24 protein-coding genes are annotated in these 21,957 nt (G+C 60.5%); 15 read left to right on the top strand and 9 right to left on the bottom strand.

Annotation, left to right across the window (positions count from 1 at the left end; translation table 11 throughout):
- The first annotated feature begins 83 nt into the window (after window positions 1-83).
- The 13 genes from ccmA to UB23_RS20760 all read left to right on the top strand — a co-directional run bounded on the left by ccmA (window position 84) and on the right by UB23_RS20760 (window position 8,892).
- Window positions 84-719 carry a cytochrome c biogenesis heme-transporting ATPase CcmA gene (ccmA, locus tag UB23_RS20820; protein WP_045061198.1) on the top strand — a complete coding sequence of 212 codons (636 nt, stop codon included), beginning with the start codon at window positions 84-86 and terminating at the stop codon, window positions 717-719.
- Window positions 716-1,384, top strand: a complete 669-nt coding sequence (gene ccmB / locus UB23_RS20815; protein WP_045061197.1) for a heme exporter protein CcmB — start codon at window positions 716-718, stop codon at window positions 1,382-1,384. The genes ccmA and ccmB overlap by 4 nt, the downstream gene beginning before the upstream one ends.
- A 94-nt stretch (window positions 1,385-1,478) precedes the next feature.
- On the top strand, window positions 1,479-2,234 hold the full coding sequence (locus UB23_RS20810; RefSeq protein WP_045061196.1) for a heme ABC transporter permease: 756 nt from the start codon (window positions 1,479-1,481) through the stop codon (window positions 2,232-2,234).
- Complete coding sequence (ccmD, locus tag UB23_RS20805) at window positions 2,231-2,407, top strand: heme exporter protein CcmD (protein ID WP_008055370.1); 177 nt, start codon at window positions 2,231-2,233, stop codon at window positions 2,405-2,407. Before UB23_RS20810 ends, ccmD begins: the two co-directional genes overlap by 4 nt.
- Window positions 2,404-2,859, top strand: a complete 456-nt coding sequence (gene ccmE, locus UB23_RS20800; protein WP_045061195.1) for a cytochrome c maturation protein CcmE — start codon at window positions 2,404-2,406, stop codon at window positions 2,857-2,859. The genes ccmD and ccmE overlap by 4 nt, the downstream gene beginning before the upstream one ends.
- A gap of 3 nt (window positions 2,860-2,862) precedes the next feature.
- Entirely contained in the window at window positions 2,863-4,866 is a 2,004-nt protein-coding gene (locus UB23_RS20795; RefSeq protein ID WP_045061194.1) for a heme lyase CcmF/NrfE family subunit, read from the top strand.
- Complete coding sequence (locus UB23_RS20790; protein WP_045061193.1) at window positions 4,863-5,399, top strand: DsbE family thiol:disulfide interchange protein; 537 nt, start codon at window positions 4,863-4,865, stop codon at window positions 5,397-5,399. The genes UB23_RS20795 and UB23_RS20790 overlap by 4 nt, the downstream gene beginning before the upstream one ends.
- Window positions 5,396-5,869, top strand: a complete 474-nt coding sequence (locus UB23_RS20785; protein WP_045061192.1) for a cytochrome c-type biogenesis protein — start codon at window positions 5,396-5,398, stop codon at window positions 5,867-5,869. Before UB23_RS20790 ends, UB23_RS20785 begins: the two co-directional genes overlap by 4 nt.
- A complete protein-coding gene (ccmI, locus tag UB23_RS20780) occupies window positions 5,862-7,061 on the top strand; it encodes a c-type cytochrome biogenesis protein CcmI (RefSeq protein ID WP_045061191.1) in 1,200 nt (399 codons plus the stop codon). The genes UB23_RS20785 and ccmI overlap by 8 nt, the downstream gene beginning before the upstream one ends.
- 12 nt (window positions 7,062-7,073) lie before the next feature.
- A complete protein-coding gene (locus UB23_RS20775) occupies window positions 7,074-7,475 on the top strand; it encodes a hypothetical protein (protein ID WP_045061190.1) in 402 nt (133 codons plus the stop codon).
- Between the two features lie 78 nt (window positions 7,476-7,553).
- Window positions 7,554-8,135 (top strand): phosphonate metabolism protein/1,5-bisphosphokinase (PRPP-forming) PhnN, encoded by a 582-nt coding sequence (gene phnN / locus UB23_RS20770; RefSeq protein WP_045061189.1) that lies wholly within the window; start codon window positions 7,554-7,556, stop codon window positions 8,133-8,135.
- Between the two features lie 140 nt (window positions 8,136-8,275).
- Window positions 8,276-8,488, top strand: coding sequence for a type II toxin-antitoxin system HicA family toxin (locus UB23_RS20765; RefSeq protein ID WP_045061188.1), 213 nt, complete (start codon window positions 8,276-8,278; stop codon window positions 8,486-8,488).
- Window positions 8,488-8,892 carry a type II toxin-antitoxin system HicB family antitoxin gene (locus UB23_RS20760; RefSeq protein WP_045061187.1) on the top strand — a complete coding sequence of 135 codons (405 nt, stop codon included), beginning with the start codon at window positions 8,488-8,490 and terminating at the stop codon, window positions 8,890-8,892. The genes UB23_RS20765 and UB23_RS20760 overlap by 1 nt, the downstream gene beginning before the upstream one ends.
- Before the next feature lie 53 nt (window positions 8,893-8,945).
- Here UB23_RS20760 and UB23_RS20755 read toward each other — a convergent pair whose 3' ends face one another.
- A complete protein-coding gene (locus UB23_RS20755; RefSeq protein WP_045061186.1) occupies window positions 8,946-10,151 on the bottom strand; it encodes an MFS transporter in 1,206 nt (401 codons plus the stop codon).
- Window positions 10,152-11,143: 992 nt separating this feature from the next.
- Between UB23_RS20755 and UB23_RS20750 the strand changes: the two genes are divergently transcribed.
- On the top strand, window positions 11,144-11,479 hold the full coding sequence (locus UB23_RS20750; RefSeq protein ID WP_045061185.1) for a DUF6124 family protein: 336 nt from the start codon (window positions 11,144-11,146) through the stop codon (window positions 11,477-11,479).
- Between the two features lie 121 nt (window positions 11,480-11,600).
- Complete coding sequence (locus tag UB23_RS20745) at window positions 11,601-11,999, top strand: RidA family protein (RefSeq protein ID WP_045061184.1); 399 nt, start codon at window positions 11,601-11,603, stop codon at window positions 11,997-11,999.
- Window positions 12,000-12,198: 199 nt separating this feature from the next.
- On the opposite strand, the gene UB23_RS20740 is transcribed toward UB23_RS20745, so the two are convergent.
- From UB23_RS20740 to gcl, 8 genes are all read right to left on the bottom strand, one after another.
- The gene (locus UB23_RS20740) at window positions 12,199-13,197 is read right to left on the bottom strand and encodes a sulfate ABC transporter substrate-binding protein (RefSeq protein ID WP_045061183.1); all 999 of its coding nucleotides are present in this window, start codon (window positions 13,195-13,197) and stop codon (window positions 12,199-12,201) included.
- 186 nt (window positions 13,198-13,383) lie between these two features.
- Complete coding sequence (locus UB23_RS20735; protein ID WP_045061182.1) at window positions 13,384-14,208, bottom strand: ion transporter; 825 nt, start codon at window positions 14,206-14,208, stop codon at window positions 13,384-13,386.
- 21 nt (window positions 14,209-14,229) lie between these two features.
- Window positions 14,230-15,144: an urea transporter gene (locus tag UB23_RS20730; protein WP_045061181.1), complete on the bottom strand. Its 915-nt coding sequence runs from the start codon at window positions 15,142-15,144 to the stop codon at window positions 14,230-14,232.
- Window positions 15,145-15,289: 145 nt separating this feature from the next.
- Window positions 15,290-16,705: a pyruvate kinase gene (pyk, locus tag UB23_RS20725; RefSeq protein WP_045061180.1), complete on the bottom strand. Its 1,416-nt coding sequence runs from the start codon at window positions 16,703-16,705 to the stop codon at window positions 15,290-15,292.
- Window positions 16,695-17,975: a glycerate kinase type-2 family protein gene (locus UB23_RS20720; protein ID WP_045061179.1), complete on the bottom strand. Its 1,281-nt coding sequence runs from the start codon at window positions 17,973-17,975 to the stop codon at window positions 16,695-16,697. The genes pyk and UB23_RS20720 overlap by 11 nt, the downstream gene beginning before the upstream one ends.
- A 151-nt stretch (window positions 17,976-18,126) precedes the next feature.
- Window positions 18,127-19,017, bottom strand: coding sequence for a 2-hydroxy-3-oxopropionate reductase (locus UB23_RS20715; RefSeq protein ID WP_045061178.1), 891 nt, complete (start codon window positions 19,015-19,017; stop codon window positions 18,127-18,129).
- A gap of 143 nt (window positions 19,018-19,160) precedes the next feature.
- A complete protein-coding gene (hyi, locus tag UB23_RS20710; RefSeq protein WP_045061177.1) occupies window positions 19,161-19,943 on the bottom strand; it encodes a hydroxypyruvate isomerase in 783 nt (260 codons plus the stop codon).
- Window positions 19,944-20,106: 163 nt separating this feature from the next.
- Entirely contained in the window at window positions 20,107-21,882 is a 1,776-nt protein-coding gene (gene gcl / locus UB23_RS20705) for a glyoxylate carboligase (RefSeq protein ID WP_045061176.1), read from the bottom strand.
- Between the last annotated feature and the right edge of the window lie 75 nt (window positions 21,883-21,957).

Here is a 21,957-nt window from a genome sequence, read left to right as displayed (position 1 = left end):
ATAACGGGCCGCCAATGCATTTATCCTGCATCTCTTTAGCGGCCGCAATACCGCCGACTTGAACCGTAAAGGCCCGTGATCTCTTGACCAGTCCAGTCCTGCAAACCGTTGCCCTTGCCTGTGAGCGAGACCTTCGGCTGCTTTTCGAAAATCTCGAATTGAGACTGGCCAGTGGCGAAATGGTGCAAATCAGCGGGCCCAACGGCAGCGGCAAGACCAGTTTGCTGCGGCTTTTGTCAGGCTTGATGCAGCCGACCGCCGGTCAAGTGTTGCTCAACGGCCAGCCGCTCAGCGAGCAACGGCACGAACTGGCACGCAACCTGTTGTGGATTGGCCATGCCGCCGGGATCAAGGACCTGTTGACTCCGGAAGAGAACCTGAGCTGGCTCTGCGCCCTGCATCAACCTGCCTCCCATGACGCCATCTGGCAGGCGCTCGGCGCCGTCGGGCTGCGTGGCTTCGAGGATGTGCCCTGTCACACCCTGTCCGCCGGCCAGCAGCGGCGTGTGGCGCTGGCGCGGTTGTACCTGGACAGTCCGCCGTTATGGATTCTCGATGAACCCTTCACCGCGCTGGACAAACAGGGTGTGGCGCAACTCGAGGAACACCTTGCAGCCCACTGTGAGCAGGGCGGCATGGTCGTACTGACGACCCACCACACGCTGAGCCGTATGCCGGCCGGCTACCGCGACATTGATCTGGGGAACTGGGCCGTATGAGTGTTTTTGGCCTGTTGGTTGCCCGCGAGGCGCGCTTGCTGTTCCGTCGTCCGGCCGAACTGGCCAATCCGCTGGTATTTTTCGCCATCGTGGTTTCACTGTTCCCTTTGGCGGTCGGGCCCGAGTCTCAATTGTTGCAAACCTTGTCTCCGGGACTGGTATGGGTAGCGGCCCTTTTATCGGTTTTGCTCTCGCTGGACGGGCTCTTCCGCAGTGATTTCGAAGATGGTTCCCTTGAACAGTGGGTCCTTTCGTCGCACCCCCTGGCCCTTCTGGTTTTAGCCAAGGTACTGGCACACTGGGCCTTCTCCGGCCTGGCTCTGGTTTTGCTCGCACCACTGCTGGCGTTAATGCTCGGATTGCCTGCCGCCTGTCTGCCGGTGTTGCTGCTTTCCTTGTTGCTGGGTACACCAGTGCTGAGCCTGCTGGGTGCAGTGGGCGCGGCGTTGACCGTGGGTTTGAAGCGTGGTGGCTTGCTGCTGGCGCTTTTGATACTGCCGCTGTACATCCCGGTATTGATTCTCGGCAGTGGCGCCTTGCAGGCGGCACTGATGGGCATGCCGGCGACCGGTTATCTGTTGTGGCTTGGTAGCCTGACCGCCTTGGCGATAACCCTTACACCCTTTGCAATAGCTGCTGGCCTGAAGATCAGCGTCGGCGAATAATAATGAGGTCTGGTCATTTTTTGATCGTTTTCTTTTGAAAAAAAGGCAGACCCTTGGCTCTTCATAGCGAAGAGCAACCGTGATGGAAACAGTAATGAACTGGACCTGGTTTCATAAGCTCGGCTCACCCAAATGGTTCTACGGCATCAGCGGCAAACTGCTGCCGTGGTTGAGCATCGCGGCGTTGCTGCTGATAGGTATTGGCGTGGTCTGGGGCCTGGCCTTCGCGCCGCCGGACTATCAGCAAGGCAACAGCTTTCGCATCATCTATATCCATGTACCGGCTGCCATGCTGGCGCAGTCGATCTATGTGATGCTGGCGGTGTGCGGCATCGTCGGGCTGGTATGGAAGATGAAACTGGCCGACGTCGCCCTGCAGTGCGCTGCGCCCATCGGCGCCTGGATGACCGCCGTGGCGCTGGTCACCGGCGCGATCTGGGGCAAGCCGACCTGGGGCTCGTGGTGGGTCTGGGATGCGCGACTAACGTCCATGCTGATCCTGCTGTTCCTGTACTTCGGTCTCATTGCGCTGGGCAACGCCATCAGCAATCGTGAGAGCGCCGCCAAGGCGTGTGCGGTGCTGGCGATTGTCGGGGTGATCAATATCCCGATCATCAAGTATTCGGTGGAGTGGTGGAACACCCTGCACCAGGGCGCCACCTTCACCCTGACCGAAAAGCCTGCGATGCCCGCTGAAATGTGGCTGCCGCTGCTACTGACCGTGCTGGGTTTCTATTGCTTCTTCGGTGCGGTGCTGTTGCTGCGCATGCGCCTCGAAGTGCTCAAGCGCGAAGCCCGGGCCAGTTGGGTGAAAGCCGAAGTGCAGCACAGCCTGGAGGCCGCGCGATGAGTTTTGCTTCATTCGGCGACTTCCTCGCCATGGGCCATCATGGCCTTTATGTCTGGTCAGCCTACGGCATCTGCCTGGCAGTGTTGGCCCTGAACGTGGCGGCGCCGATCCTGGCCCGCAAGCGGTATCTGCAACAAGAGGCGCGTCGTCTGCGCCGGGAGAACGGCAAGTGAATCCGCTGCGCAAAAAGCGTCTTATCATCATTCTCGCGATCCTGGTCGGGGTTGGCGCTGCTGTCGGCCTGGCCCTGAGCGCCCTGCAGCAGAACATCAACCTGTTCTACACACCGACCCAGATCGCCAGCGGCGAAGCCCCGCAGGACACGCGCATTCGCGCCGGTGGCATGGTCGAGGCCGGTTCGCTGAAACGTTCCGGCGATTCCCTGGACGTGAAATTCAACGTCACCGATTTCAACAAGACCGTGACCATCAGCTACCGCGGCATCCTTCCCGATCTGTTCCGTGAAGGGCAGGGGATCGTGGCGTTGGGCAAGCTCAACGCCGAGGGCGTGGTGGTGGCCGACGAAGTGCTGGCCAAGCACGATGAAAAATACATGCCGCCGGAAGTGACCAAGGCCTTGAAAGACAGTGGCATGTCGGCACCTACTCCTGCGAAAGAGGGCTAACTGATGACTGCTGGACTCTATAGCGCCGGGTTGTACATCCCGGAACTGGGCCACCTGGCCATGATCCTGGCGCTGTGTTTTGCCCTGGTTCAGTCGGTAGTGCCCTTGCTCGGCGCCTGGCGCGGCGATCGCCTGTGGATGAGCCTCGCGCAACCTGCGGCCTGGGGACAGTTCGCGTTCCTGCTGTTTGCCTTTGGTTGCCTGACCTATGCGTTCATGGCGGACGACTTCTCCGTGGATTACGTCGCCAGCAACTCCAACAGCGCGTTGCCGTGGTACTACAAATTCAGCGCCGTGTGGGGCGCGCACGAAGGCTCGCTGCTGCTTTGGGCATTGATCCTGGGCGGCTGGACCTTCGCTGTATCCGTGTTCTCACGGCAACTGCCGCAGGTGATGCTGGCCCGGGTGCTGGCGATCATGGGCATGATCAGCACGGGTTTCCTGCTGTTCCTGATCCTGACGTCCAACCCGTTCGCACGCATCCTTCCGCAAATCCCGGCCGACGGTCGTGACCTCAACCCGTTGCTGCAGGACATCGGCCTGATCGTTCACCCGCCGATGCTGTACATGGGTTACGTGGGCTTCTCGGTAGCGTTCGCGTTCGCCATCGCCGCGCTGTTGGGCGGTCGTCTTGATGCAGCCTGGGCGCGCTGGTCGCGTCCGTGGACCATCGTCGCCTGGGCCTTCCTCGGAATCGGCATCACCCTGGGCTCCTGGTGGGCCTATTACGAGCTCGGCTGGGGTGGCTGGTGGTTCTGGGACCCGGTGGAAAACGCCTCCTTCATGCCTTGGCTGGTCGGCACCGCACTGATTCACTCATTGGCCGTCACGGAAAAACGTGGCGTGTTCAAGAGCTGGACCGTGTTGCTCGCCATCGCTGCGTTCTCCCTGAGCCTGCTGGGAACCTTCCTGGTGCGTTCCGGGGTTCTGACCTCGGTGCACGCGTTCGCCTCTGATCCGGAGCGCGGCGTGTTCATCCTGATTTTCCTGCTGTTCGTGGTCGGTGGTTCGCTGACGCTGTTCGCCCTGCGTGCGCCGGTGGTGAAGAGTCAGGTCGGCTTCAACCTCTGGTCCCGGGAAACCCTGTTACTGGGCAACAACCTGGTGCTGGTGGTGGCGGCTTCGATGATCCTGCTGGGCACCTTGTACCCGTTGATCCTGGACGCCATGACCGGGGCCAAGCTGTCGGTCGGCCCGCCGTATTTCAACGCGCTGTTTATCCCGCTGATGGCACTGCTGATGGTGGTCATGGCCATTGGCATGCTGGTGCGCTGGAAAGACACGCCGGTCAAATGGCTGGTGGGCATGCTCACTCCGGTGTTGCTGGGCAGCGCTGCTTTAGCCGTGATCGCTGGCGTCGCCTATGGCGATTTCAATTGGGCCGTGATCGCGACCTTCATGCTGGCGGCCTGGGTGTTGCTGGCCGGCGTGCGCGACATCTTTGACAAGACTCGTCACAAGGGCCTGATCAAGGGCCTGCCGACCCTGACCCGCAGCTACTGGGGCATGCAGATCGCGCACCTGGGCATCGCCGTGTGTGCCCTGGGCGTGGTCCTGTCGAGCCAGAACAGTGCCGAGCGCGACCTGCGCCTGGCGCCGGGTGAATCCATGAGCCTGGGCGGTTACCAGTTTGTATTCGAAGGTGCCAAACACTTCGAAGGCCCGAACTTTACCTCCGACAAGGGCACCGTTCGGGTGATCAAGGACGGCAAGGAAATCAGCGTGCTGCACCCGGAAAAACGCCTGTACACCGTGCAGAACTCGGTCATGACCGAGGCGGGGATCGATGCCGGTTTCACCCGTGACCTCTACGTCGCCCTCGGCGAACCTCTGGGCGATGGCGCCTGGGCCGTACGCGTCCACGTCAAGCCGTTCGTGCGCTGGATCTGGTTCGGCGGATTGCTGACCGGTTTCGGCGGATTGCTGGCGGCGCTGGACCGGCGTTATCGGGTCAAGGTCAAAAGCCGCGTGCGTGAAGCGCTGGGCATGTCGGGAGCCACTGCATGAGACGTTGGTTGATGTTGCTGCCGCTCGCGATTTTCCTGGTGGTGGCGGTTTTTCTGTACCGCGGGTTGTACCTGGACCCGGCCGAGCTGCCGTCGGCGATGATCGGCAAGCCGTTCCCGGAGTTCTCGCTGCCTGCGGTGCAGGGTGACAAGACGCTGACCCGGGCAGACATCCTTGGCAAGCCGGCGCTGGTCAACGTGTGGGGCACCTGGTGCATTTCCTGCCGCGTCGAGCACCCGGTACTGAACAAGCTGGCCGAGAAGGGCGTGGTGATCTACGGCATCAACTACAAGGACGTCAACGCCGACGCCTTGAAGTGGCTGACGGAGTTTCACAACCCTTACCAGCTGGATATCCGCGACGACGAAGGTACCCTGGGCCTGAACCTCGGTGTCTACGGCGCACCGGAAACCTTCTTTATCGACGCCAAGGGCATCATCCGCGACAAGTTCGTGGGGGTCATCGACGAACAGGTCTGGCGCGAAAAACTGGCCGCCAAGTATCAGGCGCTGGTCGACGAGGCCAAGCCATGAAGCGCTGGATTGCCGCCGCAGTGCTGGGCTTGAGCATGGCCGGGATGGCTCATGCGGCCATCGACACCTATGAGTTCGCCAAGGAAGGTGACCGCGAGCGTTTTCGCGAACTGACCAAGGAGCTGCGGTGCCCCAAGTGCCAGAACCAGGACATTGCCGACTCCAACGCGCCGATCGCCGCTGATCTGCGCAAAGAGATTTTCCGCATGCTCGGCGAGGGCAAGGACAACCAGCAGATCATCGACTTCATGGTCGATCGCTACGGTGATTTCGTCCGCTACAAACCCGCGCTGAATGCCAAGACCGCACTGCTCTGGTTCGGCCCCGCAGGCTTGCTGCTGGGCGGTTTTGTGATCATTGCCGTGATAGTTCGCCGTCGTCGCGTCCTGCGCACCGATAGCCCGGACTCGCTTTCCGTGGATGAACGCGAGCGCCTCGACCACCTGTTGGATAAAACCAAGAATGATTGATTTCTGGCTCGCTGCAGGTCTGCTGCTTCTGGTTGCCCTGAGTTTTCTGTTGATCCCTGTTTTGCGCGGCCGTCGCGCCCAGCTTGAAGAGGATCGTACTGCCCTGAACGTCGCGTTGTATCAGGAACGCGTGGCTGAGTTGCAAACTCAGCAGGAAGAGGGCGTGCTCAACGCTGCGCAAATGGACACCGGTCGTGCCGAAGCGGCCCGTGAGCTGCTGGCTGATACCGAAGGCGTCGCGGCACCGCGTGTTTCGCGCCTGGGCAAACCATGGCCGCTGTTGGCGGCGATTCTGGTGCCGGTGCTGGGCCTTGGTCTGTACCTGCACTTCGGTGCCAGCAACAAAGTCGAGCTGACCCGTGAATTCGCCCAGGCTCCGCAGTCCATGGAAGAGATGACCTCGCGCCTGGAGCGCGCGGTCGCGGCTCAGCCCGATTCTGCGGAAGGCCTGTACTTCCTGGGTCGTACCTACATGGCCCAGGACCGCCCTGGTGATGCGGCAAAGATGTTCGAACGCACCGTGGCGCTGGCCGGTCGTCAACCTGAGTTGCTCGGCCAATGGGCGCAAGCGCAGTACTTCGCCGACGGCAAAAAATGGTCGGACAAGGTACAGGCCTTGACTGACGAAGCATTGAAGGCCGATCCGAAAGAAGTCACCAGCCTGGGGCTGCTGGGTATCGCGGCATTCGAGGGCGAGCGCTATCAGGACGCCATCGATTACTGGAACCGGCTGCTGGCGCAATTGCCGCCCGAAGACAATTCCCGTGCAGCCTTGCAAGGCGGGATCGCCCGGGCCAGCGAGAAACTCGAAGCCGGCGGCGGCAAAGTTGCCCAGGCGCCGGTCGCCAAGGCGGCACTGCTGAAAGTCACGGTGGACCTTGCACCCGAGTTGAAGGCCAAGGTGCAACCCGGTGACAGCGTGTTCATTTTTGCCCGCGCAACGTCCGGCCCTCCGGCACCTTTGGCGGCCAAGCGCCTGACTGTGGCCGACTTGCCCGCGAGCGTCGAACTGGGTGATGCCGACGCGATGATGCCGCAGTTGAAACTGTCCAACTTTCCTGAAGTCCAACTGGTTGCGCGAATCTCCCGTGCCGGTCAACCGACTGCCGGCGAGTGGATCGGTCGCAGCCAGCCACTGGCCAGCAGCACCTCAGCGCCACAAAAACTGACCATCGACAGCCCGGACAAATAACAGGAACCGCCTATGACCGCCATCGCCCGTATCACCCTGCTCAGTATGGTCCTGGGGTTAAGCGCTTGTGCGGTCCAGCGGCCCGAACCCGCACCGTTGCCGCCGATCCCGCCATCGCAGCCCAAGCCGACCCCCTCGACTTCACCTGCGCCGAGCAAACCGAACGTCCCGGCCAAACCGGCCAAGCCAGTACCGCGCACTTCGGCGAGCTTCGCGCCGCCACCGGGTGGCAACAGCCATTGGGATGCCAAGCTCGGCGTGTATGTGCTCGATGACCAGACCAATACCTTCTATCGCCAGCGCACCTATTATCGCTGGAACAACGGCTGGAGCCGCTCTGTCAGCCCGAATGGTCCATGGGAAGACACTGACATCCACGGCGTGCCCAGTGGTTTGGGCCGGCAGTTCAAGTGACGCAAAGGCGACCTCAGGGTCGCCTTCTTGATTGCCCCACGTGTACCCAATCCTGCGAAAAATGAAGAGAGTGAATGGATGGCAGGCAGGTTGATCTATCTCATCGGACCTTCAGGTTCGGGCAAGGACAGCCTGCTGGATGCCGCAAGAACGCGGTTGGCCGAACGTAACTGCCGCATCGTGCGGCGCGTGATTACCCGCTCGGCTGAAGCCCTGGGTGAGTCGGCGCTGGGCGTGAGCCTGGATGAATTCACCCGGCTCGAGGCCCGGGGCGAGTTTGCCCTTAGCTGGCGCGCCAACGGGTTGTGCTACGGCATCCCCCGTGAAATCGACGATTGGCTGGCCGCAGGGCAGAACGTCCTGGTCAATGGCTCGCGCGGTCATCTGCCGGCAACCCGGCAGCGTTATCCGGATTTGCTTGTCCTGTTGCTGACCGTGGAGCAGAGCGTGCTGCGTGAGCGTTTGCTGGCTCGCGGGCGTGAATCGGTCGAAGAGATCGAGGCACGGCTGGCGCGCAATGCGCGGTTCAGTGAACAGGTACTTGCGGAGCACGATCCGGCGCTGTGTGTGATCGATAACTCGGGGGCGCTGGAGGATACGGTTGAGTGCTTGTTGAGGTGTATTGACGGAGAGTCGACTGCATCCACCCCGCACCAATAGGCTGATAGCCGCTCGGCCAGTAATTTGATTCCCCAGAATCACATACTGCAAAACACCCGCCCGTGAAAATTCGAATTTTTGTGCTTGAATAAAGATAACTCTAGGGTTATCTTTATTTTGGTGTGGCAAGGTGGCTCGCGGTGCAGAGCAGATTATTGATCAAGGAGCTGGAGGAGGCAGGTTGGGTGCTGGATCGGGTTACTGGCAGTCATCACGTCTTCACTCACCGTTACAACCCGTACACCATCCCCGTGCCGCATCCGAAAAAGGATTTGCCGGTGGGCACGGTCAAGAGCATCAGGAGGCGTGCGGGGCTCGACTACCCGACGGCCAATTGCGCAGGAGATCCATAATGCAATACCCAATCTGTATCGAGTGGGGCGACGAGAACACCGCCATCGGTATTCAGATCCCCGATATTCCTGGCGCAGTGACGGCCGGAGATACCTTTGAAGATGCTTACAATGCGGCCGTCGAGATCGCCCACATCATGCTGCAGGAGATTGCCAGTGGAGGGGACACGATTCCCATGCCGACCTCCGCAGCCGAGCACCGTGGTAATCACGACTTTGCAAACATGGGGTGGGGCATGCTGGAGCTGGATATCTCGCCATACATGGGCAAGACCGAGAAGGTCAACGTGACACTTCCCGGGTACGTCATCCAGCGCATTGATCGCTACGTGCGCGACCACAACATCAAGAGCCGCTCGTCCTTCCTGGCCGATGCTGCGATGGAAAAGCTGGTTCGCCAATGATTGCGACTACCAGCGCGCGGGCAGCAGTGCGCCTGCCCGCAACACTTGGTGCTTTACGCGGCTGCCAGTGAGCGTTTTTCTGAAACACTCAGGAACCGCAACAACGCCAGAACAGGAAAAGCGCTGCCCACGATCACGATCCACAACCAGCCGCCGTGTTCGTACACCGCACTCGCCACGGAGGAGCCGAAGGCGCCGCCGATGAAGATGCTGGTCATGTACAAGGCGTTCAAGCGGCTGCGGCTCGTGGCGTCCAGCGCGTAGACCGCACGTTGCCCAAGCACCATGTTCATCTGCACGCAGAAATCCAGCACTACGCCGGTCACCGCCAGGCCTATGACGCTGTAGAGCGGGTGGATGAAGGCCGGCAGGAAACTCAGGCTGGCGAACACCAGGGCCAGCAGTGAGGCGATGCGCGTGTGCCCGGCATCAGCCAGACGCCCGGCGATAGGGGCCGCGATTGCACCGATGGCGCCGACCAGGGCGAAAATGGCGATCTGGGTTTGCGACAATCCATGATTACGCGCCAGCTCCAGCGGCACCGCGGTCCAGAACAGGCTGAAGGTTGCAAACATGCAGCCTTGGTAGAACGCGCGCTGACGCAGCACTGGCTGATTACGCAGCAGCGTCCACAGCGAGCCAAGCAGTTGTCCGTAGGACGCGCTGTGATCAGGCTTGCGCTTGGGAATTGTCAGGGCCAATACGACGCTGATTGCAGCCATCAACACCGCGGCAATCACGAACATCGCACGCCAGCCGAAGTGGTCCGCGATCACACTGGAGACCGGCCGTGCCAACAAGATCCCCAGCAACAAACCGCCCATGATCCCGCCGACCACGCGCCCACGGGATTCCTCCGGGGCCAGGTGTGCGGCGAGGGGGATCAGGATCTGCACTGACACCGAACTGAAGCCCACCAGCAATGAGATCAGCAGGAACACGTTCGGCTGATCGGTAAACGCCGCGCCCAGCAGGCTGGCAATGGCCACCAGCGTGGTGATGATCATCAACCGCCGATTTTCCAGCAGATCACCCAGAGGAACCAGGAAAAACAGCCCCAGCGCGTAGCCAATCTGCGTCAATGAAACGATCAGGCTGGCCATGGTGCTGGTCAGGCCGATGTCCGGCGCGATCAGGCCAATGATCGGCTGGGCATAGTAGATGTTGGCCACGATCGCGCCACAGCAAAAGGCAAATAGCAGGACCATGCCGCGGGTCATCGTCGCGGTGCCCTGAGGCACTGGGTTCGCTGGAGTCATGAGGTGTCTCGTGAACAATTGAGGAATGTGTGCAGGCTAAGCGGCAGGGCGGAGGGGTGGAAGCGATTTTGGAGTGATAGTAATCATGCCCTTGCGCAATGATTGAGGAGCAACCGCGTGCCTTACTAAGGCTGATGATACATTTACTTACATGTGCTGCCATAGCGAACATGACCATGCAGCACTTGTGTTCGGCGGACATCTCTGTGGGAGCGAGCCTGCTCGCGATGGCGTCTGCACATTCGACAACGATGCGGCAGGGAGATTGCCATCGCGGACAAGCCTTGCTCCCACGGTAGTGCTGGTGGACGCAGCATTTATGTACGGCGCAGATCACTGTGGGAGCCAGCCTGCTGGCGATGGCGTCTGCACATTCGACATTGATGTGGCAGGGAGATTGCCATCGCGGGCAAGTCCGCTCCCACAGGGTAGTGCTGGTGGACGCAGCATTTATGTACGGCGCAGATCACTGTGGGAGCCAGCCTGCTGGCGATGGCGTCTGCACATTCGACAACGATGCGGCAGGGAGATTGCCATCGCGGGCAAGCCTTGCTCCCACAGGGTACTGGTGGTGTACGCAACATTTTTGTACGGCTGACATCTCTGTGGGAGCCGGGCTTGCCCGCGATGGCGGTCTGACAAACACCGCATGATGTCGGATGTAGGAAGCAGGCTACGTCGCCTTGCGCCTTTGCCTACAACTACGTCAGAATCCGCCGGCTTGTGCGGTTTGGACGCGTCCGGTAGCTTGATTTCCGTCACTGCTCATCAGTGATCGGGTTTCGCAGCCCGGGTCAATCAAGGCGCTCAGCGCTACCGTTACGTTCAGTTGGCGTTTTTTACGTCCGCTGCATTTCGTTATGGCGGCTGTGCGCGGGAGATCTTCGGGTCTGCCGGGTTCCTTGATTCCCGGTCTGCGAACCTGCGTACAGCTGCCACCTCCCTCGTTTCGCAGCGAACAGTGGCGGCTCCATTAATCAAGGAGCTTCACCATGTTCAAACCCACGCCCAACCCCCCGCAGCCAGACGAAGAGCACACTGAATCTGACGATTCAGCCCAACAAAACTATCTCAACTTCAGCGCCCTTAAACACGCTGAAACCCCCTACAAACCCGAAAGCATGTTCATGATCGCCCCTGACATCGCCACCGAAACCTTGCTGGCCCACGCCTGCGAATCCCTTGCATCGGCGAATGTGATGGCCAACGACCTGGCAGGCTTTATCACTGGCCCGTATCGCAACGCCCTGTTGGGAATAGCGCAGATCATCATGCTGGCCGAGTTGGCGGTAAACCGTGCGCTGGATAACATCGAACCTCAGGAGTAGCGACGAATCGACGGTCGCTGGTTATTGAGTTTCCCGGTGTTGCAGCGGCCATACTCCGGGTAGAACTCGCCATTGGGTTGGTTTAGTTTTCCCGATTCGTTTCAACGAACAGGGAGTTTCCATGCTGAAAACAACTATCAATCCATCGACCGTTTTTGATTCTCTTCAATACGGATTCAGCCAGGCCGTGGAAGTCACTGGTGGGCGGCGGGTGCTGCTGTCTGGTCAGGTGGGGGTCGATGAGTTCGAGCGCACGGTTGCGCCCGGGCTGTACGAGCAGACGGTCAAAGCTTTCCAGAATATCGAGAGCATTTTGAATGAGGCCGGTGGGAATCTGGCGCATGTGGTCATGATGCGGATTTACGTCGCGGAGTCTGCAAGGGATGAGCAGGACCACATAACCCGCGTCCTGCTGGAACGGTTTGCGGATAAGCCGCCTGCGTCTTCATGGGTCATTGTCAGTGGGCTTTCTTTGCCGGAGTGGTTGATCGAGATTGAGGTGGAGGCGGTTTTGCCTTGATGGTCGCAGAGCCCTGAGAAGACCGTGTCATCGTTCATCGCGGGCAAGCCTTGCTCCCACATACTTAGCACAGCAGACCTTGGCCCCACAGGCCTTGCTCCAACAGACCTTCCCCCTGCAGTTTGGGGGGAGCTCCAGTTAAAGTGCACACCCACAAAAAAGGCGACCTCAGGTCGCCTTTTTCATTACCGCTCAGTGATCACTGGCCGCCGTAGATCTGGTCAAAAACCCCACCATCATTGAAGTGAGTTTTTTGCACGGTGCGCCAGTCACCGAAGGTTTTCTCTACCGAAAGAAAATCCACTTTCGGAAAGCGATCGGTGTACTTGGCCAGTACTGCCGGGTCACGCGGGCGCAGGTAGTTCGCCGCCGCGATTTCCTGGCCTTCCGGGGACCACAGGTACTTCAGGTATTCCTCGGCGGCTGCGCGGGTGCCTTTTTTCTCGACGACTTTGTCGACCACAGACACTGGCGGCTCGGCTTCGGCGGAGACGCTGGGGTAAATGACTTCAAACTGGTCGCGACCGAATTCGCGGGCAACCATTTCCGCTTCGTTTTCGAAGGTCACCAGCACGTCGCCGATCTGGTTGGTCATGAAGGTGGTGGTGGCCGCGCGGCCGCCAGTATCGAGCACCGGAGCCTGCTTGAACAGTTTGCCGACGAAGTCCTTGGCTTTGTTCTCGTCACCGCCGTTTTTCAGCACGTAACCCCAGGCCGAGAGGTAGGTGTAGCGACCGTTACCCGAGGTTTTCGGGTTCGGCACTATGACTTGCACGCCTTCCTTGAGCAGGTCGGGCCAGTCTTTCAAGGCTTTCGGGTTGCCCTTGCGGACGATGAACACGGTGGCCGAGGTGAATGGCGCGCTGTTGTTCGGCAGGCGGGTGACCCAGTTGTCCGGGACCAGTTTGCCGTTGTCCGCCAGGGCATTGATGTCGGTGGCCATGTTCATGGTGATCACGTCAGCGGGCAGGCCATCGATCACCGAACGCGCCTGTTTGCTGGAGCCGCCGAAAGACATCTGTACGGTGATGTTTTCGTTGTGCTCGGCTTGCCAGTGCTTCTGGAAGGCAGTGTTGTAGTCCTTGTAGAAATCGCGCATCACGTCGTAGGAAACGTTGAGCAGGGTCGGTGCGGCCTGAGCCATGCCGGTCAGTGCCAGGCCAGCGGCGAGAAGTGAGGCACCAAAGAGTTTTTTCACTGCGCATTCCTTGTTTGGTAGGAGCTGCCGAAGGCTGCGATCTTTTGATCCTGATTTGAGGAAGAAGATCGCAGCCTTCGGCAGCTCCTACGGGGTCATTTTTTCAGGTCCAGTAGGTGTCGGCATCTTACCGCAGCGACTATAACGGCAGCGGCATAGTCCTTTAAAGATTAAAAAGCTCTGTGCTTATTCCAGTTTCTTGAACAGCGCATTGCCGCAGCGCGAGCAGAATGCGGCGCCGTGTTCGTGACTGTTCTTGCGGCACACCGGGCAGTCGTGTTGCAGCTGCTCACCGCGCATGGCGTTGGCCAGTTCTGCGGTAAAAATCCCGGTGGGCACGGCGATGATCGAGTAACCGGTGATCATCACCAGCGACGAAATTACCTGGCCCAGCGGGGTCTTCGGCACGATGTCGCCAAAGCCCACGGTGGTCAGCGTAACGATCGCCCAATAGATGCCTTTGGGGATGCTGGTGAAGCCATGTTCCGGGCCTTCGATCACGTACATCAGCGTGCCAAACACCGTCACCAGGGTGCATACGCTGACCAGGAACACCACGATCTTCTGCTTGCTGCCACGCAGCGCCGACATCAGGTAGTTGGCTTGCTTGAGATAGGGGCTGAGCTTGAGCACACGGAATATCCGCAACATGCGGATGATACGGATGATCAGCAGGTACTGCGCGTCGGCGTAATACAGCGCCAGGATGCCGGGCACGATCGCCAGCAAATCCACCAGCCCGTAAAAGCTGAATGCGTAGCGCAACGGCTTGGGGGAGCAGTACAACCGCAAGCCGTACTCGATGGCGAAAATAATCGTGAAGCCCCACTCGATATACGCCAGCACGTTGGCGTAGTTCTGGTGGATCGAGTCGATGCTGTCGAGCATCACAATCACAATGCTGGCGAGGATGATCAACAGCAAAATGCCGTCGAAGCGCCGCCCCGCCTTGGTGTCGCTCTGGAAAACCATGACGTAAAGCTCTTCACGCCAGTTTCTGCTGCTGTCCATGGATACCGCCTGAACCAATGATCAGCGAAGCCTAGGTTGATTCTCCTCCAGAGCGCAAGGCGTATGGGCGACAGCGGCCTTTCCGAGCATTTGCACAACCGTGCGGATCAGCCAGCAGGCGAGGATGAAAGGGGCGGTCAGCGTCGGCAGGCCGATGGCGGCAAACACCGGTGTCAGTATCAGTGCGAATGCAATTCCGAGCAGCGGCAGCCAAGGCTTCTGGTGCAGTGAGTTGCAGGCAAGGGCGGCGAGTACGGCGTTGTAGCCACCCAGGCCGATCAATGCGCTGTAGAAGTCGTGATGCAGCATGCTCCAGCCCATGCCCGCGACAGACGCCAGCATCGCCCAGCAGAAGGCACGACGGTCGGCGATCAGCAAGCCGGCGGCAATCATCGCGCCGGCCAGCGGATGACCGAGGAACATCACCTGGCCCAGGCCTTTGAGTGGAGCGGCGAGGATGTTCTGCGGGCTGATTTCGATCAACTGCGCATTGCTCGAGGGCGTGGCGAAGCACAACAGCAACCAGCCCAGTACCACGAATGGCGCCGTATAGGCTGGCAGGTACTGGCTGAAGCGCACACGTTTGAGCCACTGTTGGGTGAACATCGCACTCAGCCCGCCCGCAGCAATGATCAGCGGTGGCAGCAACGCGGACCAAGGGAAATACAGGCTCAGCAGCAAACCGAGCAGCACGCCGTTGTAGCTGAATAGTCCAGCCTGACGGTCGGCCTTGGCGTAGCCGCGACGTTGCGCGGTAAGCAAGCCGGCGACTCCGCCCAGCAGTGCGCCGCCGAGCAGGGCGGGCGCGGTGAACAGAATGGCCAACAGGCACAGCAAGCCAAACAGCGGGTGCCGCTGGAGGAAAATCTGGCTGAAGCCGTTGAGCAGGGCAGTAGCCCAATCGGGGCAGTGGGTGTTGAAGTGGTTGGCAGGCATTTTTATTGTGTGTCAGGTGAAATGGGGCGCCTGCATTGCCAGCAGGCGGGCTCCCACACTGAATCTCCGTTCAGCCTTGATGATGTGAACGACACAAAACCAATGTGGGAGCCAGCCTGCTGGCGATGAGGCCGATATAGGCGTTCTAGATCAACGTCTCGATACGCAACGAGTTAGTCGACCCCGGCTGCCCAAACGGCACACCCGCAGTGATCAGCAAGGTGTCGCCGCGCTGGGCCATGCCCTGGGCCTGTGCGATCTCCAGTGCCGTCGAGCACACTTCGTCCACCTGGCGCAGCCGGTCATTGACCACCGAGTGCACACCCCAGGCCACGGTCAAGCGGCGGGCGGCCTGCAGGTTTGGTGTCAGGTTAAGGATGGGCACCGTCGGCCGCTCACGAGCAGCGCGCAGGCTGGAGGCCCCCGACTCGCTGTAGTTGACCAGCACCGCGACCGGCAGCACGTTGCTGATGCGGCGAATCGCGCAGCTGATGGCATCGGACACCGTGGCCTCGGCTTTTGGCCGGCTCACATCCAGTTGCGCCTGGTAGTCCGGACCGTTTTCCACCTGGCGGATGATTTTGCTCATCATCTGCACGGCTTCCAGCGGGTATTCGCCCGAGGCGGTTTCCGCCGAGAGCATCACCGCGTCAGCCCCTTCAGCCACGGCGTTGGCGACATCGGTCACCTCGGCGCGGGTGGGCGCAGGGGAGAAGCGCATCGATTCGAGCATCTGCGTGGCCACTACCACCGGTTTGCCGAGCTCGCGGCAGGTGCTGATGATGTTCTTCTGGATCTGCGGCACGCTTTCGGCGGGCACTTCCACGCCGAGGTCGCCGCGAGCCACCATGATCGCATCGCTCAATTCGGCGATTTCGCGCAACTGGGTGACCGCCGAGGGCTTCTCGATCTTGGCCATCAGGAACGCTTTGTCGCCTATCAGTGAGCGTGCTTCGCGGATGTCTTCCGGGCGCTGTACAAACGACAGCGCCACCCAGTCCACGCCCAGCTCCAGGCCGAAACTCAGGTCGCGGCGGTCCTTGGCCGTCAGTGGGCTCAACTCCAGCACCGCTTGCGGTACGTTCACGCCTTTGCGGTCCGACAGCTCGCCGCCATTGAGCACCGTGGTGTCGATGGCGTCGGCGTATTTGGTTACCACCCGCAGGCGCAGCTTGCCGTCATCGAGCAGCAGGTCCATGCCCGGCTCCAGCGCGGCGATGATTTCCGGGTGGGGCAGGTTGACTCGTCGCTCATCACCCGGTGTTGCATCCAGGTCCAGGCGCAGGGCCTGACCACGCACCAGCTGCACCTTGCCTTCGGCGAACTTGCCGACCCGCAGCTTGGGGCCTTGCAGGTCCATCAGGATGCCCAGCGGATAGTTGAGCTGGCGCTCGACTTCGCGGATCCACTGGTAGCGCTGAGCATGATCGGCGTGATCGCCATGGCTGAAGTTCAGGCGAAAAATATTGACCCCGGCCTCGACCAGCTCGCGAATGTCGTCAATACCGTCGGTGGCGGGGCCGAGGGTGGCGAGGATTTTAACCTTCTTGTCAGGCGTCATTTTTAGGACTCTCGAGGATCAGGATGGCGCGGAAATCGTTGACGTTGGTGCGGGTCGGCTCGGTGACAATCAGGGCGTCCAGCGCCTGGAAATAACCGTAGCCGTTATTGTTGTCGAGTTCATCGCTGGCGCTCAGGCCCAGGGCGGTGGCACGGGCGTAGCTGTCGGGCGTCATGATCGCGCCGGCATTGTCTTCGGAACCATCAATGCCATCGGTGTCGCCAGCCAAGGCGTACACCCCAGGCAGGCCTTTGAGGCTGTCGGTCAGGCTGAGGAGGAATTCGGCGTTGCGCCCACCCCGGCCATTGCCACGCACGGTCACGGTGGTTTCGCCGCCGGAAAGGATCACGCACGGGGCGGGCAGTGGCTGACCATGCAGCACCACTTGCCGCGCAATGCCGGCGTGAACCTTGGCCACTTCCCGGGATTCGCCTTCCAGGTCACCGAGGATGAGCGGGCTGAAACCAGCTTGCCGGGCTTTCACTGCGGCCGCTTCCAGCGACTGTTGAGGCCGGGCGATCAGCTGGAAATGACTGCGGGCCAGGCTCGGGTCGTCAGGTTTTACAGTTTCCGATTCGGGATTTTGCAGCCACTCGCGTACGGACGCCGGAACTTCGATGGCGTAGCGCTTAAGGATCGCCAGGGCTTCGGCGCTGGTGCTTGGGTCGGCCACGGTCGGGCCGGACGCGATGACCGTGGCGAGGTCGCCCGGTACGTCGGAAATGGCGTAGGTGTAAACGGTGGCAGGCCAGCAGGCCTTGCCGAGACGGCCACCCTTGATCGCCGAGAGGTGCTTGCGCACACAGTTCATCTCGCCGATGGTGGCGCCGGACTTGAGCAGGGCTTTGTTGATGGACTGCTTGTCAGCCAGGGTAATGCCGGCAGCGGGCAGGGCGAGCAGCGCCGAGCCTCCGCCCGAGAGCAGAAAGATCACGCGGTCGTCTTCGCTCAGGTTGCTGACCAGCTCCAGCACGCGCTTGGCCACGGCCAGGCCGGCGGCATCGGGCACCGGGTGCGCAGCTTCGACCACTTCGATTTTTTCGCAGGGTGCGCCATGGCCGTAACGGGTGACCACCAGGCCGGAGACTTCGCCCTGCCAGCAGCGTTCGACCACTTGAGCCATGGCAGCAGCGGCTTTGCCGGCGCCGATTACGATCACCCGGCCCGTGCGATCACGTGGCAGGTAAGCTTCGAGAACGTGTTGTGGATGGGCCGCGTCGATGGCGGTGGCGAACAGGTCGCGAAGAAATTGTTGCGGATCGACCGACATGGCAGGCTCCCGGAATTCTTGTTATTGGAGGTGGAGCAACTCTGCTCCTTGTGGGAGCCAGCCTGCTGGCGATTCAGGCGCTGAGGTCTAACAGACACACCGCGTTGATTTCATCGCTAGCAGGCTAGCTCCCACAGGGTTTGTGCAGGGTTTATTTATCGCGAATCGAGAAATTCGCCATGTGCTCCAGGCCCTTGATCAGTGCCGAGTGGTCCCAGTTGCTGCCACCGATCGCCGCGCAGGTGCTGAACACTTGCTGGGTGTTGGCGGTGTTCGGCAGGTTGATGCCCAACTCGCGGGCACCGGCCAGGGCCAGGTTCAGGTCCTTCTGGTGCAGGCTGATACGGAAACCCGGATCGAAGGTGCCTTTGATCATACGCTCGCCGTGCACTTCGAGGATCTTGGAGGAAGCAAAACCACCCATCAGCGCTTCACGCACCTTGGCCGGGTCGGCGCCGTTTTTCGAAGCAAACAGCAGCGCTTCGGCCACGGCCTGGATGTTCAGCGCCACGATGATCTGGTTGGCCACTTTCGCGGTCTGCCCATCGCCATTGCCGCCCACCAGGGTGATGTTCTTGCCCATGGCCTGGAACAGCGGCAGTACGCGTTCGAAGGCATCGGTATCGCCGCCGACCATGATGCTCAGGGTCGCGGCTTTTGCGCCGACTTCACCACCGGACACCGGTGCGTCGAGGTACTGGGCGCCTGTTTCGTTGATCTTGGCGGCGAAGGCCTTGGTCGCGGTCGGCGAGATGGAGCTCATGTCGATGACGATCTTGCCTTTGCCAATACCGGCGGCGACGCCGTCGGCGCGGAACAGCACGTCGTCGACCTGTGGGGTATCGGGCACCATGATGATGATGACTTCAGCTTCCTGGGCGACTTCTTTCGGGTTCGCCAGGGCGATCGCGCCGGCGGCAACCAGGTCAGCAGGGGCGGCGTCGTGGTGTGCCGACAGGAACAGGCTGTGACCGGCTTTTTGCAGGTTCGCCGCCATTGGGTGGCCCATGATGCCGGTGCCGATAAATCCGATTTTAGCCATGAGAAATTCCTCTTGTTTTATGCGGTTCCCTGTAGGAGCTGCCGAAGGCTGCGATCTTTTGATTTTGATCTTGATCTTGATCTTCAAAATCAAGATCAAAAGATCGCAGCCTTCGGCAGCTCCTACAGAGATGTCATGTTCGTTTAGATCGCGTTGTGGGTCTTGAGCCAGCCCAGACCGGCTTCAGTGGTGGTCAACGGCTTGTATTCGCAACCCACCCACCCCTGGTAACCGATGCGGTCCAGGTGCTCGAACAGGAAGCGGTAGTTGATCTCACCGGTACCGGGTTCGTTACGCCCCGGGTTGTCGGCCAACTGCACATGGTTGATCTCGCCCAGGTGCGATTGCAGGGTGCGGGCCAGGTCGCCTTCCATGATTTGCATGTGGTAGATGTCGTATTGCAGGAACAGGTTGGCGCTGCCCACTTGTTCGCGAATCGACAGGGCCTGGGCCGTGTTGTTCAGGTAGAAACCCGGAATGTCGCGGGTGTTGATCGCTTCCATGACCAGCTTGATCCCCGCCGCCTGCAGCTTGTCGGCTGCGTACTTGAGGTTGGCGACAAAGGTTTTTTCCACGGTGGCGTCATCCACGCCTTGTGGACGAATGCCCGCCAGGCAGTTGACCTGGGTATTGCCCAGCACTTGCGCGTAGGCAATCGCCAGGTCGACACCGGCGCGGAATTCTTCAACCCGATCCGGCAGGCACGCGATGCCGCGCTCGCCCTTGGCCCAGTCACCGGCCGGCAGGTTGAACAGCACCTGGGTCAGGCCGTTGGCGTCGAGGGTGGCCTTGATCTCGGCCGAGCTGAAATCGTAAGGAAACAGGTACTCGACACCACTGAAACCGGCCTTGGCGGCCGCTTCGAAACGGGCAAGAAAATCCTGTTCGGTGAACAGCATGGACAGGTTGGCTGCGAAACGCGGCATGGTGATCTCCTGTTATAAATTGAGAATGATGGCTCTGTGTAGGAGCTGCCGCAGGCTGCGATCTTTTGATTTTGATCTTCAGCATCAAAGATCAAAAGATCGTCCGAACGCGGCCCGAACCTGCGGAAGCTCCTACACGTGGCGAACCATCAACAATAGTGGATCAGTCGAGCAACGAAATCGCAGTCGGTGCGTCGTTGCCGACCAGCGCCAGGTCTTCGAACTCGTTGACGGCGTTGATCTCGGTACCCATGGAAATGTTGGTCACACGCTCCAGGATAATCTCCACGATCACCGGCACCTTGAACTCTTCGATCAGTTCCTGGGCCTTGCGCAGGGCAGGCTGGATCTGAGCCGGTTCGAACACACGCAGTGCCTTGCAACCCAGGCCTTCGGCGACCGCGACGTGATCGACACCGTAACCGTTGAGTTCCGGAGCGTTGAGGTTATCGAAGGACAGCTGCACGCAGTAGTCCATGTCGAAACCGCGCTGCGCCTGACGGATCAGGCCCAGGTACGAGTTGTTTACCACAACGTGGATGTACGGCAGTTTGAACTGCGCGCCCACGGCCAGTTCTTCGATCATGAACTGGAAATCATAGTCGCCCGACAGCGCCACGACCTTGCGGCTCGGATCTGCCTTGACCACGCCCAGTGCCGCCGGAATGGTCCAGCCCAACGGACCGGCCTGGCCACAGTTGATCCAGTGACGCGGCTTGTACACATGCAGGAACTGCGCGCCGGCAATCTGCGACAGACCGATGGTGCTGACGTAGCAGGTGTCCTTGCCGAACACCTGGTTCATTTCTTCATACACGCGCTGCGGCTTGACCGGCACGTTGTCGAAGTGGGTCTTGCGGTGCAGGCTGGCCTTGCGCTGCTGGCAGTCCTGCAGCCAGGCGCTACGGTTTTTCAGCTTGCCGGCTGCTTGCCATTCGCGAGCGACTTCGATGAACACGGTCAGCGCGGCGGCAGCATCGGAAACGATGCCCAGGTCCGGGGTGAACACGCGGCCGATCTGGGTCGGCTCGATGTCGACGTGAATGAACTTGCGGCCTTCGGTGTAGACGTCGATGGAGCCGGTGTGACGGTTGGCCCAACGGTTACCCACGCCCAGCACCAGGTCGGACTTGAGCATCGTGGCGTTGCCGTAGCGGTGCGAGGTCTGCAGACCGACCATGCCCACCATCAATGGGTGATCGTCCGGAATCGTGCCCCAGCCCATCAGGGTCGGGATAACGGGAATTCCGGTCAGCTCGGCGAACTCCACCAGCAACTCGGAGGCGTCGGCGTTGATAATGCCACCGCCGGCGACCAGCAATGGGCGCTCAGCCTGGTCGAGCATGGCCAGGGCCTTCTCGATCTGCACGCGGTTAGCGGTCGGCTTGGCCAGTGGCAGTGGTTCGTAGGCGTCGATGTCGAACTCGATTTCGGCCATCTGCACGTCGAACGGCAGGTCAATCAGCACCGGGCCCGGGCGACCGGAGCGCATTTCGTAGAAGGCTTTCTGGAAAGCGTAGGGCACCTGGCCCGGTTCCATCACAGTGGTCGCCCACTTGGTGACCGGCTTGACGATGGCAGTGATGTCCACCGCCTGGAAATCTTCCTTGTGCATACGGGCGCGGGGGGCCTGGCCGGTGATGCAGAGGATTGGAATCGAGTCGGCCGAGGCGCTGTAGAGCCCGGTGACCATGTCCGTACCAGCGGGTCCCGAAGTGCCGATGCACACGCCGATGTTGCCAGCCTTGGTGCGGGTGTAGCCCTCGGCCATGTGCGAGGCACCTTCAACGTGGCGAGCGAGGACGTGATCGATGCCACCGACCTTTTGCAAGGCGGAGTACAGCGGGTTGATCGCGGCGCCCGGGATGCCAAAAGCGGTATCAACCCCCTCACGGCGCATCACCAGAACGGCGGCTTCGATTGCTCTCATTTTGCTCATTGTTTTGTGCCTCTTACGTTTTGTAATTGTATACAAGTGGCTTTGCGCAGAGTTTATTCACGGCGGACGGCGCAG

This window comes from Pseudomonas sp. ES3-33, from assembly GCF_000952175.1.
Lineage (GTDB): Bacteria > Pseudomonadota > Gammaproteobacteria > Pseudomonadales > Pseudomonadaceae > Aquipseudomonas > Aquipseudomonas gregormendelii.
The sequence above is the reverse complement of the archived record's forward strand: the minus strand, read 5'-3'. Positions and strand labels throughout refer to the sequence as shown.